Origin of the sequence: Sphingobacterium suaedae, from assembly GCF_042684625.1 — a bacterium.
GTDB lineage: Bacteria > Bacteroidota > Bacteroidia > Sphingobacteriales > Sphingobacteriaceae > Sphingobacterium > Sphingobacterium suaedae.
The window spans coordinates 171,242-189,018 of record NZ_JBHULR010000021.1; the positions used below are offsets into that span (position 1 = coordinate 171,242).

Here is a 17,777-nt window from a genome sequence, read left to right on the forward strand (position 1 = left end):
TCAATCCTAAACCGTTCTCTTACCATTCAACTGTTCAACCATCTCCCGGAAACGCTTCATCGCCTCCGCACCAAAGTAGGACATTTTGTGCATATCATTCCATGCTATGACATCGGCATAGACGATAGCACTATCGGGATTATTGATTTTCGCCTGCAACAAATGCGGAACCGTATCGCTGACCACCGGACAGCGATCATAACGATCGGTATGCTCCGTCAGTACCTCAAATAATATCTGGAAGAAGAAATAATCAATGATATCGTTTTGCTTTTCCCAATAGTGTAACAGTAGATCTTGCAATGCTTGGATCAAAACGCCCTCCTTCCTTGCAAACAAAATACTGTTTAACATACGCACTTTAAATCGAGCATCCCATCCCCAATAATATGCGTAGCTTTGTTCCCAAAATTTTCGATCCGAAACCGCACCATCCCGTTGATAGACAAAGTAAGGCAATTGCCGCAAAGATTCAGGCAAAGGCTTCGTCAGCAAGATCGTAGCGTCCAACCAGACTCCCCCATACGTACACAGCAAGCAAACACGTAACAGATCAGAAAAAAAAGTTCGATTGAAGGCTGGATTTTGTCTCTTTTCCTGAACGAATGCGGGCATGTCCAGATAATCCAAAATGTTGCCGTCATGCAATCGTACCACGCGGTAATCCCCTTTATGCGTAGTTACCGACTCCGTACAGATACGAACCACCTCCGGCACGTTACGATCATCAAACCCCTGTCCCCAATATTGCCAAATAATCTTATCGGATCCAAAATCGATTTTAGGTGAAAAACGAAATGTAGACAGTTTTCCCTGATGATAATCTTCCACGACAGGCTTCCAAAAGTCATACACCTTTTTGTGCTGAAGCCAAATTTTTCGCTTTCGCATCGCTCGCCAAATCGCCTGAAAAGGTTCTTGGTGTACTGCTTTCTTTAGGAAGGGAGAAATCATTGGTTTACAGTTATGACTTTACTTGTTTTAAAATATCGTATACAATATCCATATGCTGCTCACTGAACTTACGCGCGAACAGGCATCCGGATTCCATCAAAAGCGCGTAGTCCCGATTTGTTAACACCCTTGCATTGGCATTTTCCTGAATATCATCATACAGCAACTGTGCATCATTCTTTATGAAAAAGGGATCTTTTGAAGTCTCCAATAGATAAGGAATGAAAAATTCATCTCCACAGAATGTCCATCTAAATTCTTTTAGAATACGTGCTTTATTTAGCACGATATAAGCCACCGCCTTTGGTGTCAAACTGACCCAATTATTGGCCTTGATCTGCACCGCAGGCGGCATCCGTTGGATGCGACACATATATTGTACTTTCAGTAACCCATGCCATACGCGAGAAGAAACCGCCCTTAGGAACGAATTTGGATGTTGGTACCCATTTAAACAAAAATGATAGCGTCCAAGTTTCATATTTACTTCATACTTATTGGTATACATAAAGCGAAGCAATTCACTGTTTCGATTTTCCTCTTTCGCAAAGTAGGCATGTATAGCATCCTGTGGCTTTAAGGGCAGATGCGTACCGGATAGCACATGATACCGTATGTAATTCCCACCGCGGCGAATAGTTTCTTCGAACAAAGCATATTCTGCTTTTATTTGAGACATCGTTCCCCAGCGCACGTCAATGCGTTCTTCCGTATAAAAAAGACCGGCAGATTCCGTGTTCAACCGTGGACATGTTTTCACCTTTTGATCAACATGCACAAAAATATCATTACGATCATCATCCAAAGCATCGATCAGCTTTTGAAGTACCCCAAATTCATTATGTGCCATAATCAGATAAGCGTGTCTCATACTCATCTATTTCTTAAACGTCTATATAGGTGACGACTCCCGTCAATGAGCCGTCTTCCTACAGGATTTCTATACATTTTTGACAACCAGTACAACCCTTTAGGTACCACCATCAGCTCCTTCACCTCGGCCGGCAGTTGCTCGAAATGATCCCACCATATCGCAAACCCAATCGTAAATGTGTTCCAAGGTTTTGCTCCCGTGTAGTGTACATTTCCAGTTTTTTGAACGTTTAGCCAATCTGCTTCCGTGTAGTATTTCAAAAATGCGGCTTTATATTGCGGTAGCCAAAATGTTCGAATACTGTTCCAATAGGGTGGTAGCCCCCTGATTCTTCCATGACACAATTGATTGATGACATCCTGATCCGGAAATTCCAGATAGTCTGCCTTTGCAGCGTGCAACAGTTTATCGACCATCTGATCCTCACGCAACGCGTGTAGGTTCATCACCAACAATCCAGAATTGATATAGTGTCCAGGCTGACAGCCAATGGATTCCAGATAGGCCTCTTGAAAGTCTAATGTTGCCTCAAATACGCCTGCCATATACTGAGCTCCCATTTCTGTATCCCTATAAAGATCTGCTAGATTAGTTCTAAAGATCATATCACAATCCACATACAATACTTTCTCGTAATCCATTAAGATCGTGGGCAACAGCAGCCGATAAGAAGCCGCTACTGTATATTTCTCATCGACATAAATATCAGACAACGCACCTTCCAGGTTGATATACGAAAATACAGCACTATCGCCAACTAAGCGCACCAATTTATCCATATAGGAGGGAGAAAGCGGCTCCGTCAGCAGGCAGATGAAATGAAAATGGTCCGTGGATTTAGCTGATTTTAGAATAGACAAAATACACGTAGCTGCCGGAACAAAATAGTTCGGCGTAAATGCCAACACGATTGGGATACTATTTACTGCGAAGTTCGTCATCTTTTCATTCAGATTTTCTTATCCACCATGACCAATTAGCTGATCCTTCCAAAATCGTAAAAACATAACGAATTTATCCCTCCGAGTTAGAAGGCGGCACTTATTAATCTCGTAAAACTTATAAAACGGCAAATGCCGAATAACAAGGTTATAATAATCATATGTACACTTTGCATACAATACGGGCCAGGTTGTTTTCTCGAACATAAATTGATCCAAAGGATCTTCGGGCCGTTCATACGATAGATTTTTTAGCCATTCAAACAACAAAGTATTTGCTTCTAGTTTTTCCGCCAACTTGTTTATGTTACTCGACAGGTGGATAGCTGAAATTCGAAAACTGAACAGCATACGAGGGCTGCTGGCCACCCCCTTTTCCGACATTCGTACCCCAATTGCAGTATCCGAACCGAAGGCACATGGAAAATCTATAAAGCCATTCTTTTTGAGTACCTCCGTCTTGAACATCATATTGCCCATACAGGTGAAGGCCGTGGCCTGAATCCAATAGAAAAGATAGTGATATTTACTACAGTATTCAGGAAGGATGCCGTCGATTCCGATCAATTGATTGTGTTCATCAATTTGTTGCGCGCCTGTTCGTATCAAGTCCACGTGTGGGTATCGCTGGGACAATCCAACGCATGTTTGCAAAAACTCCGGGTGGTAATAGTCGTCATCTGCCGCAAGAACTAAATACGTGCCTGAAGCGTATGCTATACAATTTGTCCATTGTGCAACTAGACTTCTTCCCCCAATATTTTGAGGGTTCCGATAGTATTGAATCCGAGGGTCGTCATATTGACGGACGATACGCTCCAAATCTTCTGGCGAATCATCGTCCACAATTATGAGTTCGTAATCGGTAAAGGTCTGCGCCAAAATGCTGTCCAGTGCTTGCTGAAGGAAGGCGGCCTTATAGGCTGGGAGTACAACGGATACAAAAGCCATACTTTACAATTAATGTGGATGAACAATTTTAGCCGGAACACCAACAACCGTAACATGAGGTTCTAAGACAGCGTGAACGACCACTGCGCCTGCCCCAATCTTTACGCCGTCTGCAATGGTTATTCCCCCAAGAACTTGAGCGCCTTGCCCAATATCCACCTGATCGCCAATACGGGGCGAATCATCCGGGAATGTTCCCTTGCTCCCGATGCAGCAATTCCCATGTATCGTACAATTTTTACCAATCCGAGCCTTCGGATTAACGATAATGGATCCGTAGTGGTAAATTTTTAATCCGCTTTCAAAGCAACCGGCTGGTATAAAAAAGCCCAATTTCACACCTAATAAATTCTTCCGTCGTTGATAATAATACCGCAACAGCTTATTCGGTGCATGGAAGGTGTAAAATTCTTCCTTTCTCAAGAAAGACACATAGCGCCGGATATAATATTGTTCAGACTTTAAAAACGAGTCTACAAAAAATGCCTTGGACAAAAACGCAGGAAAAAAATAGGGATCCTGCTCAATATAATCTTTACGTGTCATGTCTATTGTTTATTGATTCAACATCCGGCATTGCTACACGGCATAGTTCTTATATTTAGCTTGTAGCGCAAAAGGAGCGGCCTTCAACAAATCTGTCTGCAATTCTTTCAGCGACCGATTGATTTTTGAACAGGAGCTGTGCTCTTCAAACAGTTGTCGCCAATGGGTCACGTCCGACAATATCTCGTCGATATTTGAAAACCCGTTATAAAGGGGAATATCCACAGAACTAAAATAATCGTGAAATTTAAATCCATCTGTGTCGATGTAGCCGTGCTTGATCCAAAGAGCGGGAATACCGTACGCATGCGCGACGATCAATCCGTGCAATGAACTCGATAAAATGTATCTACACGCAGCGATTTCGCTCGTGATACGTTCTACATCTTTGCTACGAAAATCAATAATTGCGTAGTTGTCACCATACTTATCTTTAAAATAATCTACCTCTTTCCAATGCGGAATCAACGCAATTTCTGTCGATTTTTCAGAGCTTCCTTCCAACCAAAGTGGCAATAACAGGGCCGGATCACCATATATGCCGCAAGCATTCCCGCCCAGGTCGATCAACTTTTGTTCCGTAAGCTTTCCGCGCACGGCATAGACATCGCCCCCAGCGAAGGAGTCGTGCTCGTTCATAAAACCCGCCCCCCAAACCTTTGCTCTTTTGGGCATCCAACTCAAAATAGAACCTATCACCCCATACACCTCTTGATGCGGGAACAGTATGGTTCGTATAATGGGACGATCGCCCGTCAAAAGCGCTTTCATCCGTTTACCACGCGAGAGTGTAATATCTTTAAATTGTACAACCCCTCCAGTCAACTCCTCGACCAAACGAGGACTTAACGCATCTCCATAATTAGGAGCGTTCCAGTATATAAGGTTAATCTTCATGGAGAGACATTTTTTTCATAAACACTAAATTTTTAACCCAACTTCTTTCCCTATGTTCCATGGCGACAAAGTACACATAAGATGCAGTAGAGAAAACGGTTAGGGCGCCGACTGATAGCAGCCGGACGATAGAAGGCGTTAACGATAAATAACAAATCACTGGAAAAATCGCAGAAACGATCATTCCACCTAGGCAAGGCCAAACGACGTTCGACATATATTGGCGCACAGACAAGTTTATAAGCCGTCTGATCAATAATACACGAGCAACTTGACCGATTAAAACAATTATCAGATGTACCCAAAAAACAATCAATGGTGAATAACCCGATTTCAAAAACAGATAGGAAATCGGTACGATGGTCAGAAGCAATGTACCCAGGATCAATTGATACTGTCGTATTCGTCCGGTAGCCTTCGCAGATAATACCAACGGATTTGCCAGACAATCGATTAGAGATATAACAAACATAAACCGCAGAAACTCCACAGTATATTCAGGTACCGTACCAAGCCATATGGAAAGCACAACCTTCGCTTCCAAAAAAATAGGTAGAGAAAGCAGAAGCATGAGAAAAAACGAATACTTTGAACTCGTATAAATCAATTTATGCATATAAGCCAGATCATTCCCTGCGTAGCTTTTCGTTATTTGTGGGTTGATCGCTGTTTGGAAGCCGGCAACAAATCGCATGAGCAGGCCTTGTACTTGCACGGCAATACCTCGGGCTGCATTGACTACCGCTCCAAAAAATATATTTAGCAATAGGTTCACACCCTCGGTAAAAAGTACCACGGCAGAGTCCCCGATCAAACTCCAACCAGCAAAAGATGTCATCTCTTTAACCACCCGTTTATTCCAAACCATGCCTGTCTTTGCCTCCATAAAATTCCGATAACAATAGGTCCAATAAACTACCTGACCTATGACTTGAACGGTCAAAAGGATCAGGGCATACGCCTTCAACTTGTCGGCTCCAACAACTTGCAACACCAAAACACCACCTAACTTGAGCAAGGTGTCGGCAATGGAAAAATAGGCCAAAAAACCCATCTTTTCGTGTGCAATAATGGTCGCTCCTAGTGGTACATTGACGATCGCTAGGAAAGTCGTGGCTATTGAGCAATAAAACACCCAGAACGCTGCGTCCAATCGATCATCCGGAATCACCATACGATGTTCGATAAACCACGTTCCAATCGGTCCTGCAACCAAACAAATACATACCGCTATGACGAAATGCACAAATAGGCTTACCCCAAAATAGGTTTTCGAAAGCTCTATGTCCTGACGTCCTAAGGCAAAGGTCAGGTACCTACTCGTAGATGAAGACATCGCGGAATTCAATAATCCGAAAAAAGTAATGACTCCCCCCACCACATTGTAGATCCCAAAATCCTCTACGCCCAAGGTTTGTAATACAATGCGCGACGTGTACAGGCCCACGAGGAGCCCAACGACAACCTGAACGTACAAAATCAAGGTGTTCTTTGCTACTCTATGGCTAGTCGATCCGCTCATCTTAACGTATTACTTCGCAAACTCTTCGTCCAACATTCTCGTTAACCCTTCTTCCAGCGTGTAAGGTGGCACAAAACCGGAGCGCATGGCCTTGTTGGCGTTATATTTTGTCACAGCGCAAAATTTTTTTACACGAACAGAACTAATGTTCAACTTTCTTCCCATGATAAATGCCAATACATCAAATCCATACCCGCCAATCATCCCCAGCCAATACGGTATATGTACGGTTGGTATTTGCTTTTTCAATATCCTTCCTGTATAGTAGACCAAATCATTCGTCGTAAGATCCGGCGTATCTCCGTAATTGTACACCCGATAGCCTGATGTTTTCTCTTGAATAAGAAAGGCCATAAAAGCAATAATGTTTCCGACATACGACATCGATTTCTGATTATTACCTTTGCCTATCATCATAAATCTACCATTCGCTATTTGATTCAGCAAATTAAATACGTTGCCTCGATTGCCTTCGCCGAAAATCACCGTCGGCCGGATAATGTTAATGTTCCAATCAGTATGCGCTTCATACCAAGCTTGTAACACCTGCTCGGCTTGCCACTTACTCTTACCGTAATGATTAAACGGATCGGAAGGCGCATGTTCATCCGGATTATGCTTGTCCAACCCATATATAGCAACAGAGCTTGTAAATACCATGCGTGTTATACCATTGTGCTCCATAGCTTCTAGGGTGTTCCGCATGCCTTGCACATTCACATCATAATACAAAGAAACAGGTGTCACATCATCACGGTGTTCTGCAGCAAGCAGGACAACGACATCTATACCTTTCAACTGTTCGATCAGTGCAAGTTTGTCCAATACATTTGCTAGGATCGTAATATCCGGATGTACGGCGCTGGACTGTTTATCTACATTAATAATTTGATAAGCAGTTGTTTGACGGATCAATGTGATGAATTTTGTCCCAACAAATCCGGAACCTCCCAAGACGGCTAATTTCATAATTAAGAATTTTTGATAGATAAGTGACCGGAATGTTTCACAAAGACCTTTCGTTTTTCCAGCTCATTGAAAATCTGATGAAAAACAACCCACAGCAGGACATCTAATATAACAACAATATTGTTGCTTATCACTTGTACCGCCACCATGTTGAAGAGGAAGAACAATAACGCAAGCGCCTGGATCACAACCATAGCACTTTGATGCGACATTCCTGCCCGTAAAAATTTATGATGCAAATGATTTCTATCGGGATGAAATAAAGGCTTTTTATCGTGCCAACGAACATACATTACACGAGCAACATCAAACACCGGGACAATCAATGTCGAAAAGGCGACGATAATAGCACCATCTGTAAACGGTTTTATGAAGTAGTTATTCATAGCAAAACTGATCGCCAAAAAAGCAATAGAGTACCCCAACGTCATACTCCCCGTATCCCCCATAAAAATTTTCCGTTGTCGTTTGGTTACACCAAACACATTGAAGTAAAAAAAAGGAATCAATACGCCTGCTGTAATAAAAGCAAACAATGCATGAAACCAAGCGCCGTAGTACATAAACAATACCCCTAATGATAGACATCCCAAGCCTACAACGCCAGAACAAAGCCCGTCTAAACCATCGATGAGGTTGATCGCATTGATGATCAGCACGACCACAAAAATCGTTAGGGACATCCCGATTAATGGAGGCAGCGACGTCACAAATCCCAGTCCATATAAATCATTAATCCACAAGCCTGAAATAGGAAAAAGAGATGCAACCAACACCTGCGCCACAAATTTGACTTTATAATTCACACCCACCAAGTCATCCGCTATTCCTACGATAAACAAAATCACCAGTCCACATACCAATACCATAAAATGCGGCAGAATCGCCCAGGTCTCCAGGCCAATATCCATATGGAGCACCTTGATGGCAATCACCAGTGTGATGACAAATAGACAACATTGTATAGGCGTAAATGCTACCCCGCCCAACCTAGGCACAATGCGCTGATGTAATTTTCTGGCATCTATCGGATCAAAAAGTCGTTTTTTATAGGTAATAAAAAGAATCACAGGGATCATCATCCTGCTTAAGAACACAGCAATAATAAAAGGAACTAAAACAAGTACGATTAAATCCATGAGAACGGCGTGAGGTATTCCTACTGTTTACTATTGAATTGCATATAACTTAAAACTTCCTGTAGGTCGGTATCTTTTAGAACGACATGGTTCCCTTCATCGATTAAATAAAATGTCGGGAACATTTTCAAGTCGAACAACCTTTCTTGCACGATCGTTCCTGAAACATCAAATCCGTTTACCCACTTTCTTGGCAAATTTGTTTGATAAGCTTGCCAGTGCCGAAGGTCACCTACCGGACTCACAGCGATCACTTTCAATGTGCCATGATCCACCCATGTTGCCAACGATTGTGATTTGGCGACCTGCTGGATCACTTCGCTACACGGTGCACAAACTGGATCATATAATATCAACAGACGAGGTTCACCATTCAGCTCATAAAAGCGCCGCTGGGCACCGTCTTTGTTGATAAAAGCAAAATCAGCGACATGCATGCCCGGCATATTTTTTCGGACCAGATCAAGCATGTTACGATATGTTGTCTTCTTGTCAGGATCCATCCATGGGGAAGCCACCGCATGTTCCAGCACAGCGGCATAATATGCATCATTACGTAAGACGGAATTGGCATCATACAAGTAGTTGCCAAACGTTTCTATAAAGTAAGTATATATTTCTTTATTTTGAGAAGCACTATCTAACAGCGTTTTTATAGCCGTATTACTTTCTGTGCTCGTCAACGGTTTTAATTTTTCGATAAACGAAACAATTTTAGGCTCGAAATATGCGGGCAATTGAGCGAGATCCGTCTTTTGAAAATCATATCCGCTCCAATCAGCCCTCAACCGCGATAATTCTTCCTCTCGCTCTTGCTCCACCACAACGTGAGATCGCATAGAAATACTCTCCTCATTCTTTTTTCCTGCGCTACAATACGCCAAAAGTAGAAGCCCCGATAGCGCCAAACTGATATGCGATAGTTTCATGACGATTTTGTATTTAGTATTTTTTTACGGTATTTCTGCAAAAGTAATAGATCACTCAGCAGAATTTGGCAGGGAATAGCCAGAACTTTATTATTTGTAGCCCTTTATCCACAAGGACAAACAGAACAAGAAGTTTCGCATAACATAATCAGATATCAGTGCAGTTATTTTCCTTTCTTTTGAACAAAATAGTCTTCCAATTCTTGTTTGTATTTTCGTAACCACCGGATCATTGTTGACTTAGAAACGCCAAATTCCTCTATTGCTTCTTCGAGTAATAATTGGCCTCCGGCTATTTTGAATAAAATCTCAAGAATCTCTCTCTTACTTTTTTGTTTGTAACGCAGACCCTTTTTCATCAGCTTGAGTAAAATTGCTTCAAATGTATTAAAACACAGAGGGACATAAAAAATGCAAATTATAATTGTGGCGCTTAGCCTACACGGTAGAAAATGGCTATCCTCCTCAAGAAGCTACCGTGCATGATTTCCCGGTTAGGCCGTATACGTTAAATAATTTTTGGGCGCCCACCGAGCGAGACACCGAGGGTTTACCTATGTAGCAGATCCGCTACAAAAAAATTAGTTTAACCAATCAGAAATCTACAAAGAACCAATTCTAAAAAAGAAAAAGAAAAGAAAATAAAAAACATTTCTCTAAACAACCTAAAATACACAAAAGATAAATTTAATTAAAAAACAGAAGAAATAAGAGAAAAAAAACAAGGAACCACTACATACACCCGGACCTTTCATTAAAACACAACACTATGTAGTTTATTTTCTACAAAAACAAATATATAACCACCAATACATTTGTTTGACTAATAAAGTGTCTACATTTGTCAGCATTAAAGAATAACATCATGCACAAATACGCATGAGTAATGCAATCGTTTCAACAGCCATTAAGCGACAGGTAAGCTTCGATAAATAAACATCAGGAACGACAATTGAAATGTAAATAATTAACCTTTTTCGAAATGAAACTGAAACATGTCAAGGGACTAAATAAACTGGTATACGCGAGCATCTTTTTGCTATCTATCCTAAGTATGCAAAGTTGTAAAGACAAAGAAGAAAACATAATAACAGCGGGCGATGCTTCCGTTACTGTAAATCTTTTAGGTGTTCAGACATCTGTAGAAACAAATTCTTCAACCAATCAAAAAAGCAGCATATCTTCTACGATGCGTAGTTCTGCAGTTAGCACCGAGACACAAACGACAAATGTAAATTTTAGTGAAGGGTGCGCCATCAACGTTTCCTTGACAGACAATGCGTTGGCTAGTGCTAGGCCATTCGTATTGAAGGCCTCTACAAACAAGTCGACAACAGCAATTACCGATCGCACAACATTGGATGATGGCGTGAAGTATCAAGTAATTGTGTATAACCAACAAGGAAACTATGTGACAGAACAAACATTCACAGCCGGAACGAAAACAACAGATGCCACCGCCATGAAGCTAAACGCTGGAGAAACCTACACGTTTGTAGCCTACTCCATCAATAGCACCACCACTACACCTAATATAGACAATAAAAACAAATGGAGTACAGCGGTACTAAATAATATAAGCGCCGATTTGATGTATTTTACGACCACACAGAAACTAGTCGATGGACAGAATTTTCTAAATGTTGTTTTATCCCATTTATACAGTGAAATAACGACCAACATCACGATGGACATCAATATGACTGGTGCCATCACCAGCGTACTTAACCCTGTCATAAGACCTACTCATTACAGCGCCTCGTACAAAGTATCAGATGGCACATTAACCTATTCGGGCTTGAATAATGCTGGGGCGTCAGTCACGTTTCCCAAGCTGGGCACGGGCCTTCGCTCGCTAACTAGTCAGCCGACACTACTGATCCATCCTACGGAAGCAAACGGAAAACTTAACTTTGGAAGTATCACGATCGATGGAGAAACAAAAACAAACCTATTAATCTCGGGATTAAAAATTACACCTGGCCACAAATACACGCTTAATCTAAATTTCAAGACATGCACTCAAAATGTCACGAGCGATGGAGGCTTAAATTGGCGTTATCCGGAAGCAACATACAACAGAAAACAGGGCATCTGGTTCAATGGAACCTTTGTCGCTAACGGCGGTACCATCGAAAAGTCTTTTACTGCTCCTGGAGCTGACTACGGATTCGTGTTTGATATTACTGAGCTAGACAATGCCTTTAATATGGTAGTTAATGGAACGAAACTAGCTTCCAAAGAAATACAATTCCAATCCAATGGATCTTCTGCGCAAAATATTCGCTTCAAAGATAAAAGTCTTTATCAGGGTACGAACACCGAAGGAGGAACAAATATTGAACCTATCTGGACATTGAAAGGTACTACCGCAAACCCTCTAATTAAAGTCGTCATTAGTCGCACTGGCCAGGTAACCATGTATGGCGCCAAAAAGTCCGGAGGGCCACTGTACGAATTGGAGATGTTCGGAACGGGCTCGTATTTCAATACGGTGCCTTGGCCCAATGGCACGACACACAGCGTCAAAGTAACTCAGCTTGTTGATGGACAAACGATTATCGTCGGGACAGGTTCCGGAAGAAAGAAAATATCTTGTAATTAATCGTCTTAGACAGGTAGGCAAATTTCCATTAGAACATTTAACATGAATAACGATCACAAATACGACTACAACGCTCCTAGCATAATTACTGTTGCGATAGAAATGGAGCAGGGTATTGCAGCAGGATCTGCAATTGTAAAACCGGAGAATACGAACGGACAGGTCTATGAAGAATGGAAAGTTCTTCCAGATGACTCCCGTACAATTGACTGGTAATAAAGAGGTAGCACAACAACAACTAAAACTAACGACTTAAAATGAATAAATTTCTTTTTCTGCTGGCTTGCGGTTTATTTATGCAAGGACTAACCAAAGCACAGACCGATCCTACGATCAAACGTGACACGACAATAACTTACAATGACGATAAGTACAGCGTTTTTACAAATCGATTCTTCGACAACTGGTACGTTACCGGCGGAGCCGGCTTTCAGGTATACTTTGGAGATCACAATAAACAAATGAAGTTTTCTGAAAAGCTGACTCCCAATTACGAAATCAACATAGGAAAATGGTTTACACCGGGGGTTGGCGTCAGACTCGGCGTCAACGGTTTTAAAATCAAAGGGGTTACACAAAACGGAGCACATTCTACCGGGGAACGTTACGACGGAAAGCCTTGGGAAGGGTATTGGCTATACAATAAAGAATTTAATTATTACCACTTACACGGTGACGTCCTGTTTAATCTGAGCAACATTCTTGCCGGATATAAAGAAAATCGCTTTTACACCATTAGTCCATACGTAGGGTTAGGCTGGATGGTCAGCACAGACGAACCTATCGAGCGTGAGATCAGTGCTAACTTAGGGGTTTTTAATACGTTTAGGCTTTCCAATGCCATTGATTTAACGCTAGATGTTCGTGGCGGGATGGTCAACGACCGGTTCGACGGAGAAATTGGTGGACGTCGGAACGAAGGTATATTAAGCACCCACATCGGTGTCGCTTATAAATTTAACAAACGAAAATGGGAGAAGAGTTCGACAACGATTATTAGTTATGACGAGGCCATACTACAAAACTTACGGGATAAGGTTGCCCAGCTGGCGGCCGACAACGACGCACTGCGCAAACAGCTACAAGAAGCGGGCGATAAAACGATAACGGAAATCAAAGTTGAACAACGAATATTAGCGGCTCCAATTTTAGTAACATTCCCCATCAACAGCAGCAATGTAAGCAATGAGGCCCGTGTAAATCTAGGATTCTTTGCCAAAACTATTAGGGAAGGAAACAGCGACATTGTTTACAAAGTTACCGGCTATGCAGATAAAGGAACGGGAACGCCAACCATAAACGATAGACTCAGTAAAGCACGAGCTGAAGCAATTTATCAAGTGCTCGTCAGAGAGTTTGGTGTGTCACCTAGTCAACTGGAGATCTCACACGAAGGTGGGGTCGAGAATATGTATTACAACGATCCTCGTTTAAGCCGAGCGGTGATCACGATTGCAAAATAGGCTTCTTGTTATCGAGAAAAATTTAAACATTACATAAAAAAGAATCCCCGCTACACCTTGATGGATAGCGGGGATTCTTTTTTTGGTTATCTAGCCGTTCCACGATCTACGTTTCCCAATAAACCTGGCCTTGAGCCACCAATTTCCAAAACATATTTCGATCAGCAGGTATACGTTCTTTGGAGGACATCAGGTCAGCTTTCTGGGCAGCAATTGCAATCAAGCAATAAAAAATATCTTGCACACGGAACACGGATTTATAGTCATCCCGAATCCCTTCGTTATGTGCAATAAAACACGTGTTGTGATCTGGATGCTCGTCTGCAAAAAGCAAGTGGAGTCGCCTCTGCAAAAATTGGATCGCTTCCATCGACAACGATGCGCGCAGCATGTTCAATTCGTCTGCCAAAGGCAACCGTTGCCCGCTTTCTTCTCTACAACAAAGAGCCTCCACATAGTCATTAAATGCATCCATCAGGACAGGTTATCGATCCGGAATAGCTATTGTTTCCGTTTTTTCAACATGTTTTTTTCCGTCGGCTTATTCACGAAATCGAATTTACCTGATAGCGTCGACGATTTGGCCCCGACGCGCACAACAGTCGCCTTATTCGCCGTAGTCCCCGCAATCAATTGCAACGTTTTCGCAATCATATCTTCCGTAGGATCCCCAAAGTTCCGACCGATTCGATCCACAGCCATCTTATCGACATCGACAGATAACCCATTCCAATAATCTGTTTCTCCGGCTGCGTTTTTCGTCTTAAAGGAGGTTGCCCAAAGCGATACCTTCAGCTGATTCGACCGAATCTCTTGTTCAAAAAAACCAACAGGTTTGCCATATGTACGGTTCGTTTCTCCAACCAAAACTACCTTCATATGCGGCTTCAGCGCGTTAATGAGCAGTTCGGCCGCAGACGCCGTTTGCTCGGTCACGATAAAATAAACCGCCTCTAAAGCCAGGCTATTGTCCCTAGCAAATTTAACCGGACGAAAATCCAGTCCATCACCAGCGTTGATGGTGTACGGCTTCAAGTAATCATTCACTTCATAGGTAAACATCACTTTTCCATTACCTCCAGGCCCGATAACTTTATTTGCCAAATATTCTGCTGTATTTACATACCCCCCGGTATTATAGCGCATATCAACGATAAGCGATTGAATACCTGCTTGTTCGAAATCATCAAAAATAGCTTCAAAGTTACTTCGATTAACGGTATTTGGGTCTGTCTCCTCAAAAGACGAAAACGCAAAATACCCCACTTTTCTATCCGCATACACGGTATCCGCCAATATGGGATCGATATCGTACGTGATAGACGTCAACGTATGTTCACGTTGTTTTCCATCAACGTTCTGTACTGTTAATTCCATGCTGCTACCCGCCAAGGCATTATTCCATTTCGTCTGGAACGCCAGGTGATCAGCAGAACTCACGGAGCAACTCCCGCCCGAGCAGGTGTACGAAACCTGCATATCAGAATCACCGTTGAGCGCCAATATTTTTGTTCCCCGTGTTATACCTGCCACGGCCGCCGGTGATCCGCCCTCCACAAAGTAGAGCACCGGCAAAGCCTTTCGGTTCGCTTCATCAACGATCACCCATCCCGTATACATTCCGTACCCTTCATTCGTATCCATACGTAAACCATCTGCTCGACTGACCTGACCGCTCGACGTATTATCGTCGACGAGATAAGAGTAACGATCGTAGTGGGTACCGGGATTAACATCCAAATACGTATACGCGGCAAAGGAATACGCCGGTGTCTTTTCCTTCAGGGCAGACAACAATCCATTATAACTGGTATACTGCGCTGTAAACGTGCGCAATACATCGCCTTCTAAGTCGTCAATAGAGGTTGTCCACAACGAGTATTTATTATAATAATCATAAATCCCTTCGCGAATCACCTGCTGGTCAGTGATTTCGGGAGGTTCCGGCTCGGGTTCTGGCTCGGGTTTGTCGATCTCCTTTTTACACGCGATCATCAAAACGGCAAAACACGCGTAACCGATATATCTAACTGCTCTCATATAGGGTAATTTACACCGAATACGAAGATACTATGGAAAATATAAATAAACGCATATTTGTACATTTTTAACACCGCTCCCTTCAGTCATGTAGCATAGCCTCTACAAATACACAAGAGGGCTGGCACAATCAATGGGATTTCACACCTCTTTTTAACTAAATGTTTAATTTAGACACGTGATACATTTCGTATACATGGATAAAATCTCATCAAATAAAAAACAAGAATTGTCTAAAGTAATCGATTCGCTTCGCTTGCCTTTGATCTTTTTTGTTGTCATAGCACATCTTGTACCATTTTCCTCCCCCGTTATCGCATGGAAAATGGATAGCCATCATATCTATGTGTTAATTTCTGAACTATTTTCCCACCACATTGCAAAAATTTCGGTACGATGTTATTTTTTAATTTCTGGCTATTATTTTTTCAATAGGTTAGCTGGCTCCTTTCAGCAATTTTATCTCGAAAGCATTAAGAAAAAACTGAAGACGCTTTTGGTGCCGTACCTTATTTGGAATTCGCTTTTGATCGCCGCAATATTCCTAAAAAATATGTTATTCCTTAAGATCGGCAAACCTGCCGAAGAAGGCTATAACGGCTTTTTTGAGACATCGATATACCAGCTTTTTTGGGGAATGCCGATCAATTTTCCGTTATGGTATATCAGAGACCTTGTATGTATGATGCTGTTATCACCGTGCATCTTTCTCTTGATGCGGTATACACGATGGTACGGATTGCTAATCCTGGGCATTGCATACCTATTTGTTTGGGAACTTCCGATTACGGGTGTCAGTACAACTGCGCTATTCTTTTTTTCTGTAGGAGCTTACTTTGCGATCAACCGCATCGACTTCCTATATCTATTTGACCGTATAAAAGTACCATCACTTGTGCTTTCATTGGTATTTTTGTTTGCGGCCCTTAGTCAAAACGGCAAGGAGAACCACGAATACCTGGTCCGTCTATTTATTGTCTTTGGCGTCGCAACCACTTTACATCTTTTTCATGAACTGGTCAAGGCAGATCGGCTACCCAAATGGATTTACGAAAGAAGCTCCTTGGCGTTTTTCATTTATGTCGTTCATGAAATTTATATTATAAATTGGTTAAAAGGCGCGTTCTATAATTCATCATTATTCGGATCCGGTTGGGGACAATTGGCTGGTTATTTTATTATTCCGTTTTTATGTATTATTATTTGCTCAATTTTATTTAAACTCCTACTCAAAATAATCCCGTCAATATTCACGATAAGCTTAGGCGGCCGATTGCCAAAGTAGTAAAGCGTAGGAGGCAAGTAAAAGAGTACTTCAACAAAAGCTGGCTTAACCGATTATACTAAAAAAACAAAAACACCGTTTTGCTGTTATGCTAAACAGACGTATTTAAACGAAAAAACATGAAAGCAACAAGCATCCTATTTTTATTGACCATGATCTGCTCCTTCAGCTTTGGACAGACCGACAAAAGCAAAAGACCGAGCCCACCAGACAGTGTGAATGTAACTACCACAGACGGGATAACCATAGATATCCATTACAGCAAACCGTCGTTAAAAGGCCGTCAGTTGGGAGTTGATATCGCAGAGGCAGGCAAAGTGTGGCGAACAGGAGCCAATGAAGCGACTACATTTGCTGTGGACAAAGATGTAACGATCGAAGGCAAAAAGCTACCCGCCGGTAAGTATAGCTTATATTCTATTCCTGGCGAACAACAAACCACGCTCATCTTCAACAAAACATGGAATCAATGGGGTACGAAATACGACCAAGCACAAGATGCTTTGCGTGTCGACGTCTCTAACGGAACAAGCGAAACCTCGCAGGAGCAGTTCACGATATCCGCATCCGCAGACGGAACGGTCACCCTTACATGGGGAACCTACACCATCCCTTTTCACGTGAAAGCTGCTCAATAAAACGAGTACTTCCAACGGAAAAAA

The 17,777-nt window shown here is 42.2% G+C and carries 18 protein-coding genes; 5 read left to right on the top strand and 13 right to left on the bottom strand.

The genetic code is table 11. The annotated features are described in order from the left end of the window. Positions 1–6: 6 nt before the first annotated feature. The 11 genes from ACFSR5_RS20050 to ACFSR5_RS20100 form a co-directional block, all read right to left on the bottom strand. The gene (locus tag ACFSR5_RS20050; protein WP_380906328.1) at positions 7–954 is read right to left on the bottom strand and encodes a capsular polysaccharide synthesis protein; all 948 of its coding nucleotides are present in this window, start codon (positions 952–954) and stop codon (positions 7–9) included. 10 nt (positions 955–964) lie between these two features. Further along, positions 965–1,825: a beta-1,6-N-acetylglucosaminyltransferase gene (locus tag ACFSR5_RS20055; protein ID WP_380906329.1), complete on the bottom strand. Its 861-nt coding sequence runs from the start codon at positions 1,823–1,825 to the stop codon at positions 965–967. A gap of 2 nt (positions 1,826–1,827) precedes the next feature. Then, positions 1,828–2,769, bottom strand: coding sequence for a glycosyltransferase family 8 protein (locus ACFSR5_RS20060; protein ID WP_380906331.1), 942 nt, complete (start codon positions 2,767–2,769; stop codon positions 1,828–1,830). 18 nt (positions 2,770–2,787) lie between these two features. Further along, positions 2,788–3,720 (bottom strand): glycosyltransferase family 2 protein, encoded by a 933-nt coding sequence (locus tag ACFSR5_RS20065; RefSeq protein WP_380906333.1) that lies wholly within the window; start codon positions 3,718–3,720, stop codon positions 2,788–2,790. Between the two features lie 9 nt (positions 3,721–3,729). Beyond that, positions 3,730–4,266: a serine O-acetyltransferase gene (locus ACFSR5_RS20070; protein WP_380906334.1), complete on the bottom strand. Its 537-nt coding sequence runs from the start codon at positions 4,264–4,266 to the stop codon at positions 3,730–3,732. Between the two features lie 33 nt (positions 4,267–4,299). Further along, positions 4,300–5,163 (bottom strand): polysaccharide pyruvyl transferase family protein, encoded by an 864-nt coding sequence (locus ACFSR5_RS20075; RefSeq protein ID WP_380906336.1) that lies wholly within the window; start codon positions 5,161–5,163, stop codon positions 4,300–4,302. Continuing rightward, positions 5,153–6,685, bottom strand: a complete 1,533-nt coding sequence (locus ACFSR5_RS20080; RefSeq protein WP_380906338.1) for a lipopolysaccharide biosynthesis protein — start codon at positions 6,683–6,685, stop codon at positions 5,153–5,155. The genes ACFSR5_RS20075 and ACFSR5_RS20080 overlap by 11 nt, the downstream gene beginning before the upstream one ends. A gap of 9 nt (positions 6,686–6,694) precedes the next feature. Further along, the gene (locus ACFSR5_RS20085; RefSeq protein WP_380906340.1) at positions 6,695–7,654 is read right to left on the bottom strand and encodes an NAD-dependent epimerase/dehydratase family protein; all 960 of its coding nucleotides are present in this window, start codon (positions 7,652–7,654) and stop codon (positions 6,695–6,697) included. Between the two features lie 2 nt (positions 7,655–7,656). Further along, entirely contained in the window at positions 7,657–8,793 is a 1,137-nt protein-coding gene (locus ACFSR5_RS20090) for an MraY family glycosyltransferase (RefSeq protein WP_380906341.1), read from the bottom strand. 20 nt (positions 8,794–8,813) lie between these two features. Further along, on the bottom strand, positions 8,814–9,722 hold the full coding sequence (locus ACFSR5_RS20095) for a DUF5106 domain-containing protein (protein ID WP_380906342.1): 909 nt from the start codon (positions 9,720–9,722) through the stop codon (positions 8,814–8,816). Between the two features lie 164 nt (positions 9,723–9,886). Beyond that, the gene (locus tag ACFSR5_RS20100) at positions 9,887–10,081 is read right to left on the bottom strand and encodes a hypothetical protein (protein WP_380906344.1); all 195 of its coding nucleotides are present in this window, start codon (positions 10,079–10,081) and stop codon (positions 9,887–9,889) included. A gap of 623 nt (positions 10,082–10,704) precedes the next feature. On the opposite strand from ACFSR5_RS20100, the gene ACFSR5_RS20105 reads away from it, so the two are divergent. Genes ACFSR5_RS20105 through ACFSR5_RS20115 form a run of 3 tightly spaced genes read left to right on the top strand, consistent with a single transcriptional unit; the run spans position 10,705 to position 13,790 of the window. Then, positions 10,705–12,327: a hypothetical protein gene (locus ACFSR5_RS20105; protein WP_380906345.1), complete on the top strand. Its 1,623-nt coding sequence runs from the start codon at positions 10,705–10,707 to the stop codon at positions 12,325–12,327. A 42-nt stretch (positions 12,328–12,369) separates the two neighbouring features. Further along, positions 12,370–12,543, top strand: coding sequence for a hypothetical protein (locus ACFSR5_RS20110; protein ID WP_380906347.1), 174 nt, complete (start codon positions 12,370–12,372; stop codon positions 12,541–12,543). A gap of 41 nt (positions 12,544–12,584) precedes the next feature. Next, the gene (locus ACFSR5_RS20115) at positions 12,585–13,790 is read left to right on the top strand and encodes an OmpA family protein (RefSeq protein ID WP_380906348.1); all 1,206 of its coding nucleotides are present in this window, start codon (positions 12,585–12,587) and stop codon (positions 13,788–13,790) included. Between the two features lie 106 nt (positions 13,791–13,896). Here ACFSR5_RS20115 and ACFSR5_RS20120 read toward each other — a convergent pair whose 3' ends face one another. Together ACFSR5_RS20120 and ACFSR5_RS20125 are read right to left on the bottom strand one after the other, a co-directional pair. Then, positions 13,897–14,265, bottom strand: coding sequence for a hypothetical protein (locus tag ACFSR5_RS20120; RefSeq protein ID WP_380906350.1), 369 nt, complete (start codon positions 14,263–14,265; stop codon positions 13,897–13,899). 26 nt (positions 14,266–14,291) lie between these two features. After that, positions 14,292–15,830: a S41 family peptidase gene (locus ACFSR5_RS20125; protein ID WP_380906352.1), complete on the bottom strand. Its 1,539-nt coding sequence runs from the start codon at positions 15,828–15,830 to the stop codon at positions 14,292–14,294. 196 nt (positions 15,831–16,026) lie between these two features. On the opposite strand from ACFSR5_RS20125, the gene ACFSR5_RS20130 reads away from it, so the two are divergent. Both ACFSR5_RS20130 and ACFSR5_RS20135 read left to right on the top strand, forming a co-directional pair. Continuing rightward, positions 16,027–17,115, top strand: coding sequence for an acyltransferase family protein (locus ACFSR5_RS20130; RefSeq protein WP_380906354.1), 1,089 nt, complete (start codon positions 16,027–16,029; stop codon positions 17,113–17,115). Positions 17,116–17,234: 119 nt separating this feature from the next. Beyond that, a complete protein-coding gene (locus tag ACFSR5_RS20135; RefSeq protein ID WP_380906356.1) occupies positions 17,235–17,753 on the top strand; it encodes a DUF2911 domain-containing protein in 519 nt (172 codons plus the stop codon). Positions 17,754–17,777 lie beyond the last annotated feature (24 nt).

Coding starts and splice junctions, on each gene's coding strand:
- ACFSR5_RS20125 (WP_380906352.1), bottom strand. CDS start 15,830: ATGAGAGCAGTTAGATATATCGGTTACGCGTGTTTTGCCGTTTTGATG.
- ACFSR5_RS20105 (WP_380906345.1), top strand. CDS start 10,705: ATGAAACTGAAACATGTCAAGGGACTAAATAAACTGGTATACGCGAGC.
- ACFSR5_RS20090 (WP_380906341.1), bottom strand. CDS start 8,793: ATGGATTTAATCGTACTTGTTTTAGTTCCTTTTATTATTGCTGTGTTC.
- ACFSR5_RS20065 (WP_380906333.1), bottom strand. CDS start 3,720: ATGGCTTTTGTATCCGTTGTACTCCCAGCCTATAAGGCCGCCTTCCTT.
- ACFSR5_RS20075 (WP_380906336.1), bottom strand. CDS start 5,163: ATGAAGATTAACCTTATATACTGGAACGCTCCTAATTATGGAGATGCG.
- ACFSR5_RS20085 (WP_380906340.1), bottom strand. CDS start 7,654: ATGAAATTAGCCGTCTTGGGAGGTTCCGGATTTGTTGGGACAAAATTC.
- ACFSR5_RS20120 (WP_380906350.1), bottom strand. CDS start 14,265: ATGGATGCATTTAATGACTATGTGGAGGCTCTTTGTTGTAGAGAAGAA.
- ACFSR5_RS20060 (WP_380906331.1), bottom strand. CDS start 2,769: ATGACGAACTTCGCAGTAAATAGTATCCCAATCGTGTTGGCATTTACG.
- ACFSR5_RS20110 (WP_380906347.1), top strand. CDS start 12,370: ATGAATAACGATCACAAATACGACTACAACGCTCCTAGCATAATTACT.
- ACFSR5_RS20080 (WP_380906338.1), bottom strand. CDS start 6,685: ATGAGCGGATCGACTAGCCATAGAGTAGCAAAGAACACCTTGATTTTG.
- ACFSR5_RS20095 (WP_380906342.1), bottom strand. CDS start 9,722: ATGAAACTATCGCATATCAGTTTGGCGCTATCGGGGCTTCTACTTTTG.
- ACFSR5_RS20130 (WP_380906354.1), top strand. CDS start 16,027: ATGGATAAAATCTCATCAAATAAAAAACAAGAATTGTCTAAAGTAATC.
- ACFSR5_RS20100 (WP_380906344.1), bottom strand. CDS start 10,081: ATGAAAAAGGGTCTGCGTTACAAACAAAAAAGTAAGAGAGAGATTCTT.
- ACFSR5_RS20070 (WP_380906334.1), bottom strand. CDS start 4,266: ATGACACGTAAAGATTATATTGAGCAGGATCCCTATTTTTTTCCTGCG.
- ACFSR5_RS20115 (WP_380906348.1), top strand. CDS start 12,585: ATGAATAAATTTCTTTTTCTGCTGGCTTGCGGTTTATTTATGCAAGGA.
- ACFSR5_RS20055 (WP_380906329.1), bottom strand. CDS start 1,825: ATGAGACACGCTTATCTGATTATGGCACATAATGAATTTGGGGTACTT.
- ACFSR5_RS20135 (WP_380906356.1), top strand. CDS start 17,235: ATGAAAGCAACAAGCATCCTATTTTTATTGACCATGATCTGCTCCTTC.
- ACFSR5_RS20050 (WP_380906328.1), bottom strand. CDS start 954: ATGATTTCTCCCTTCCTAAAGAAAGCAGTACACCAAGAACCTTTTCAG.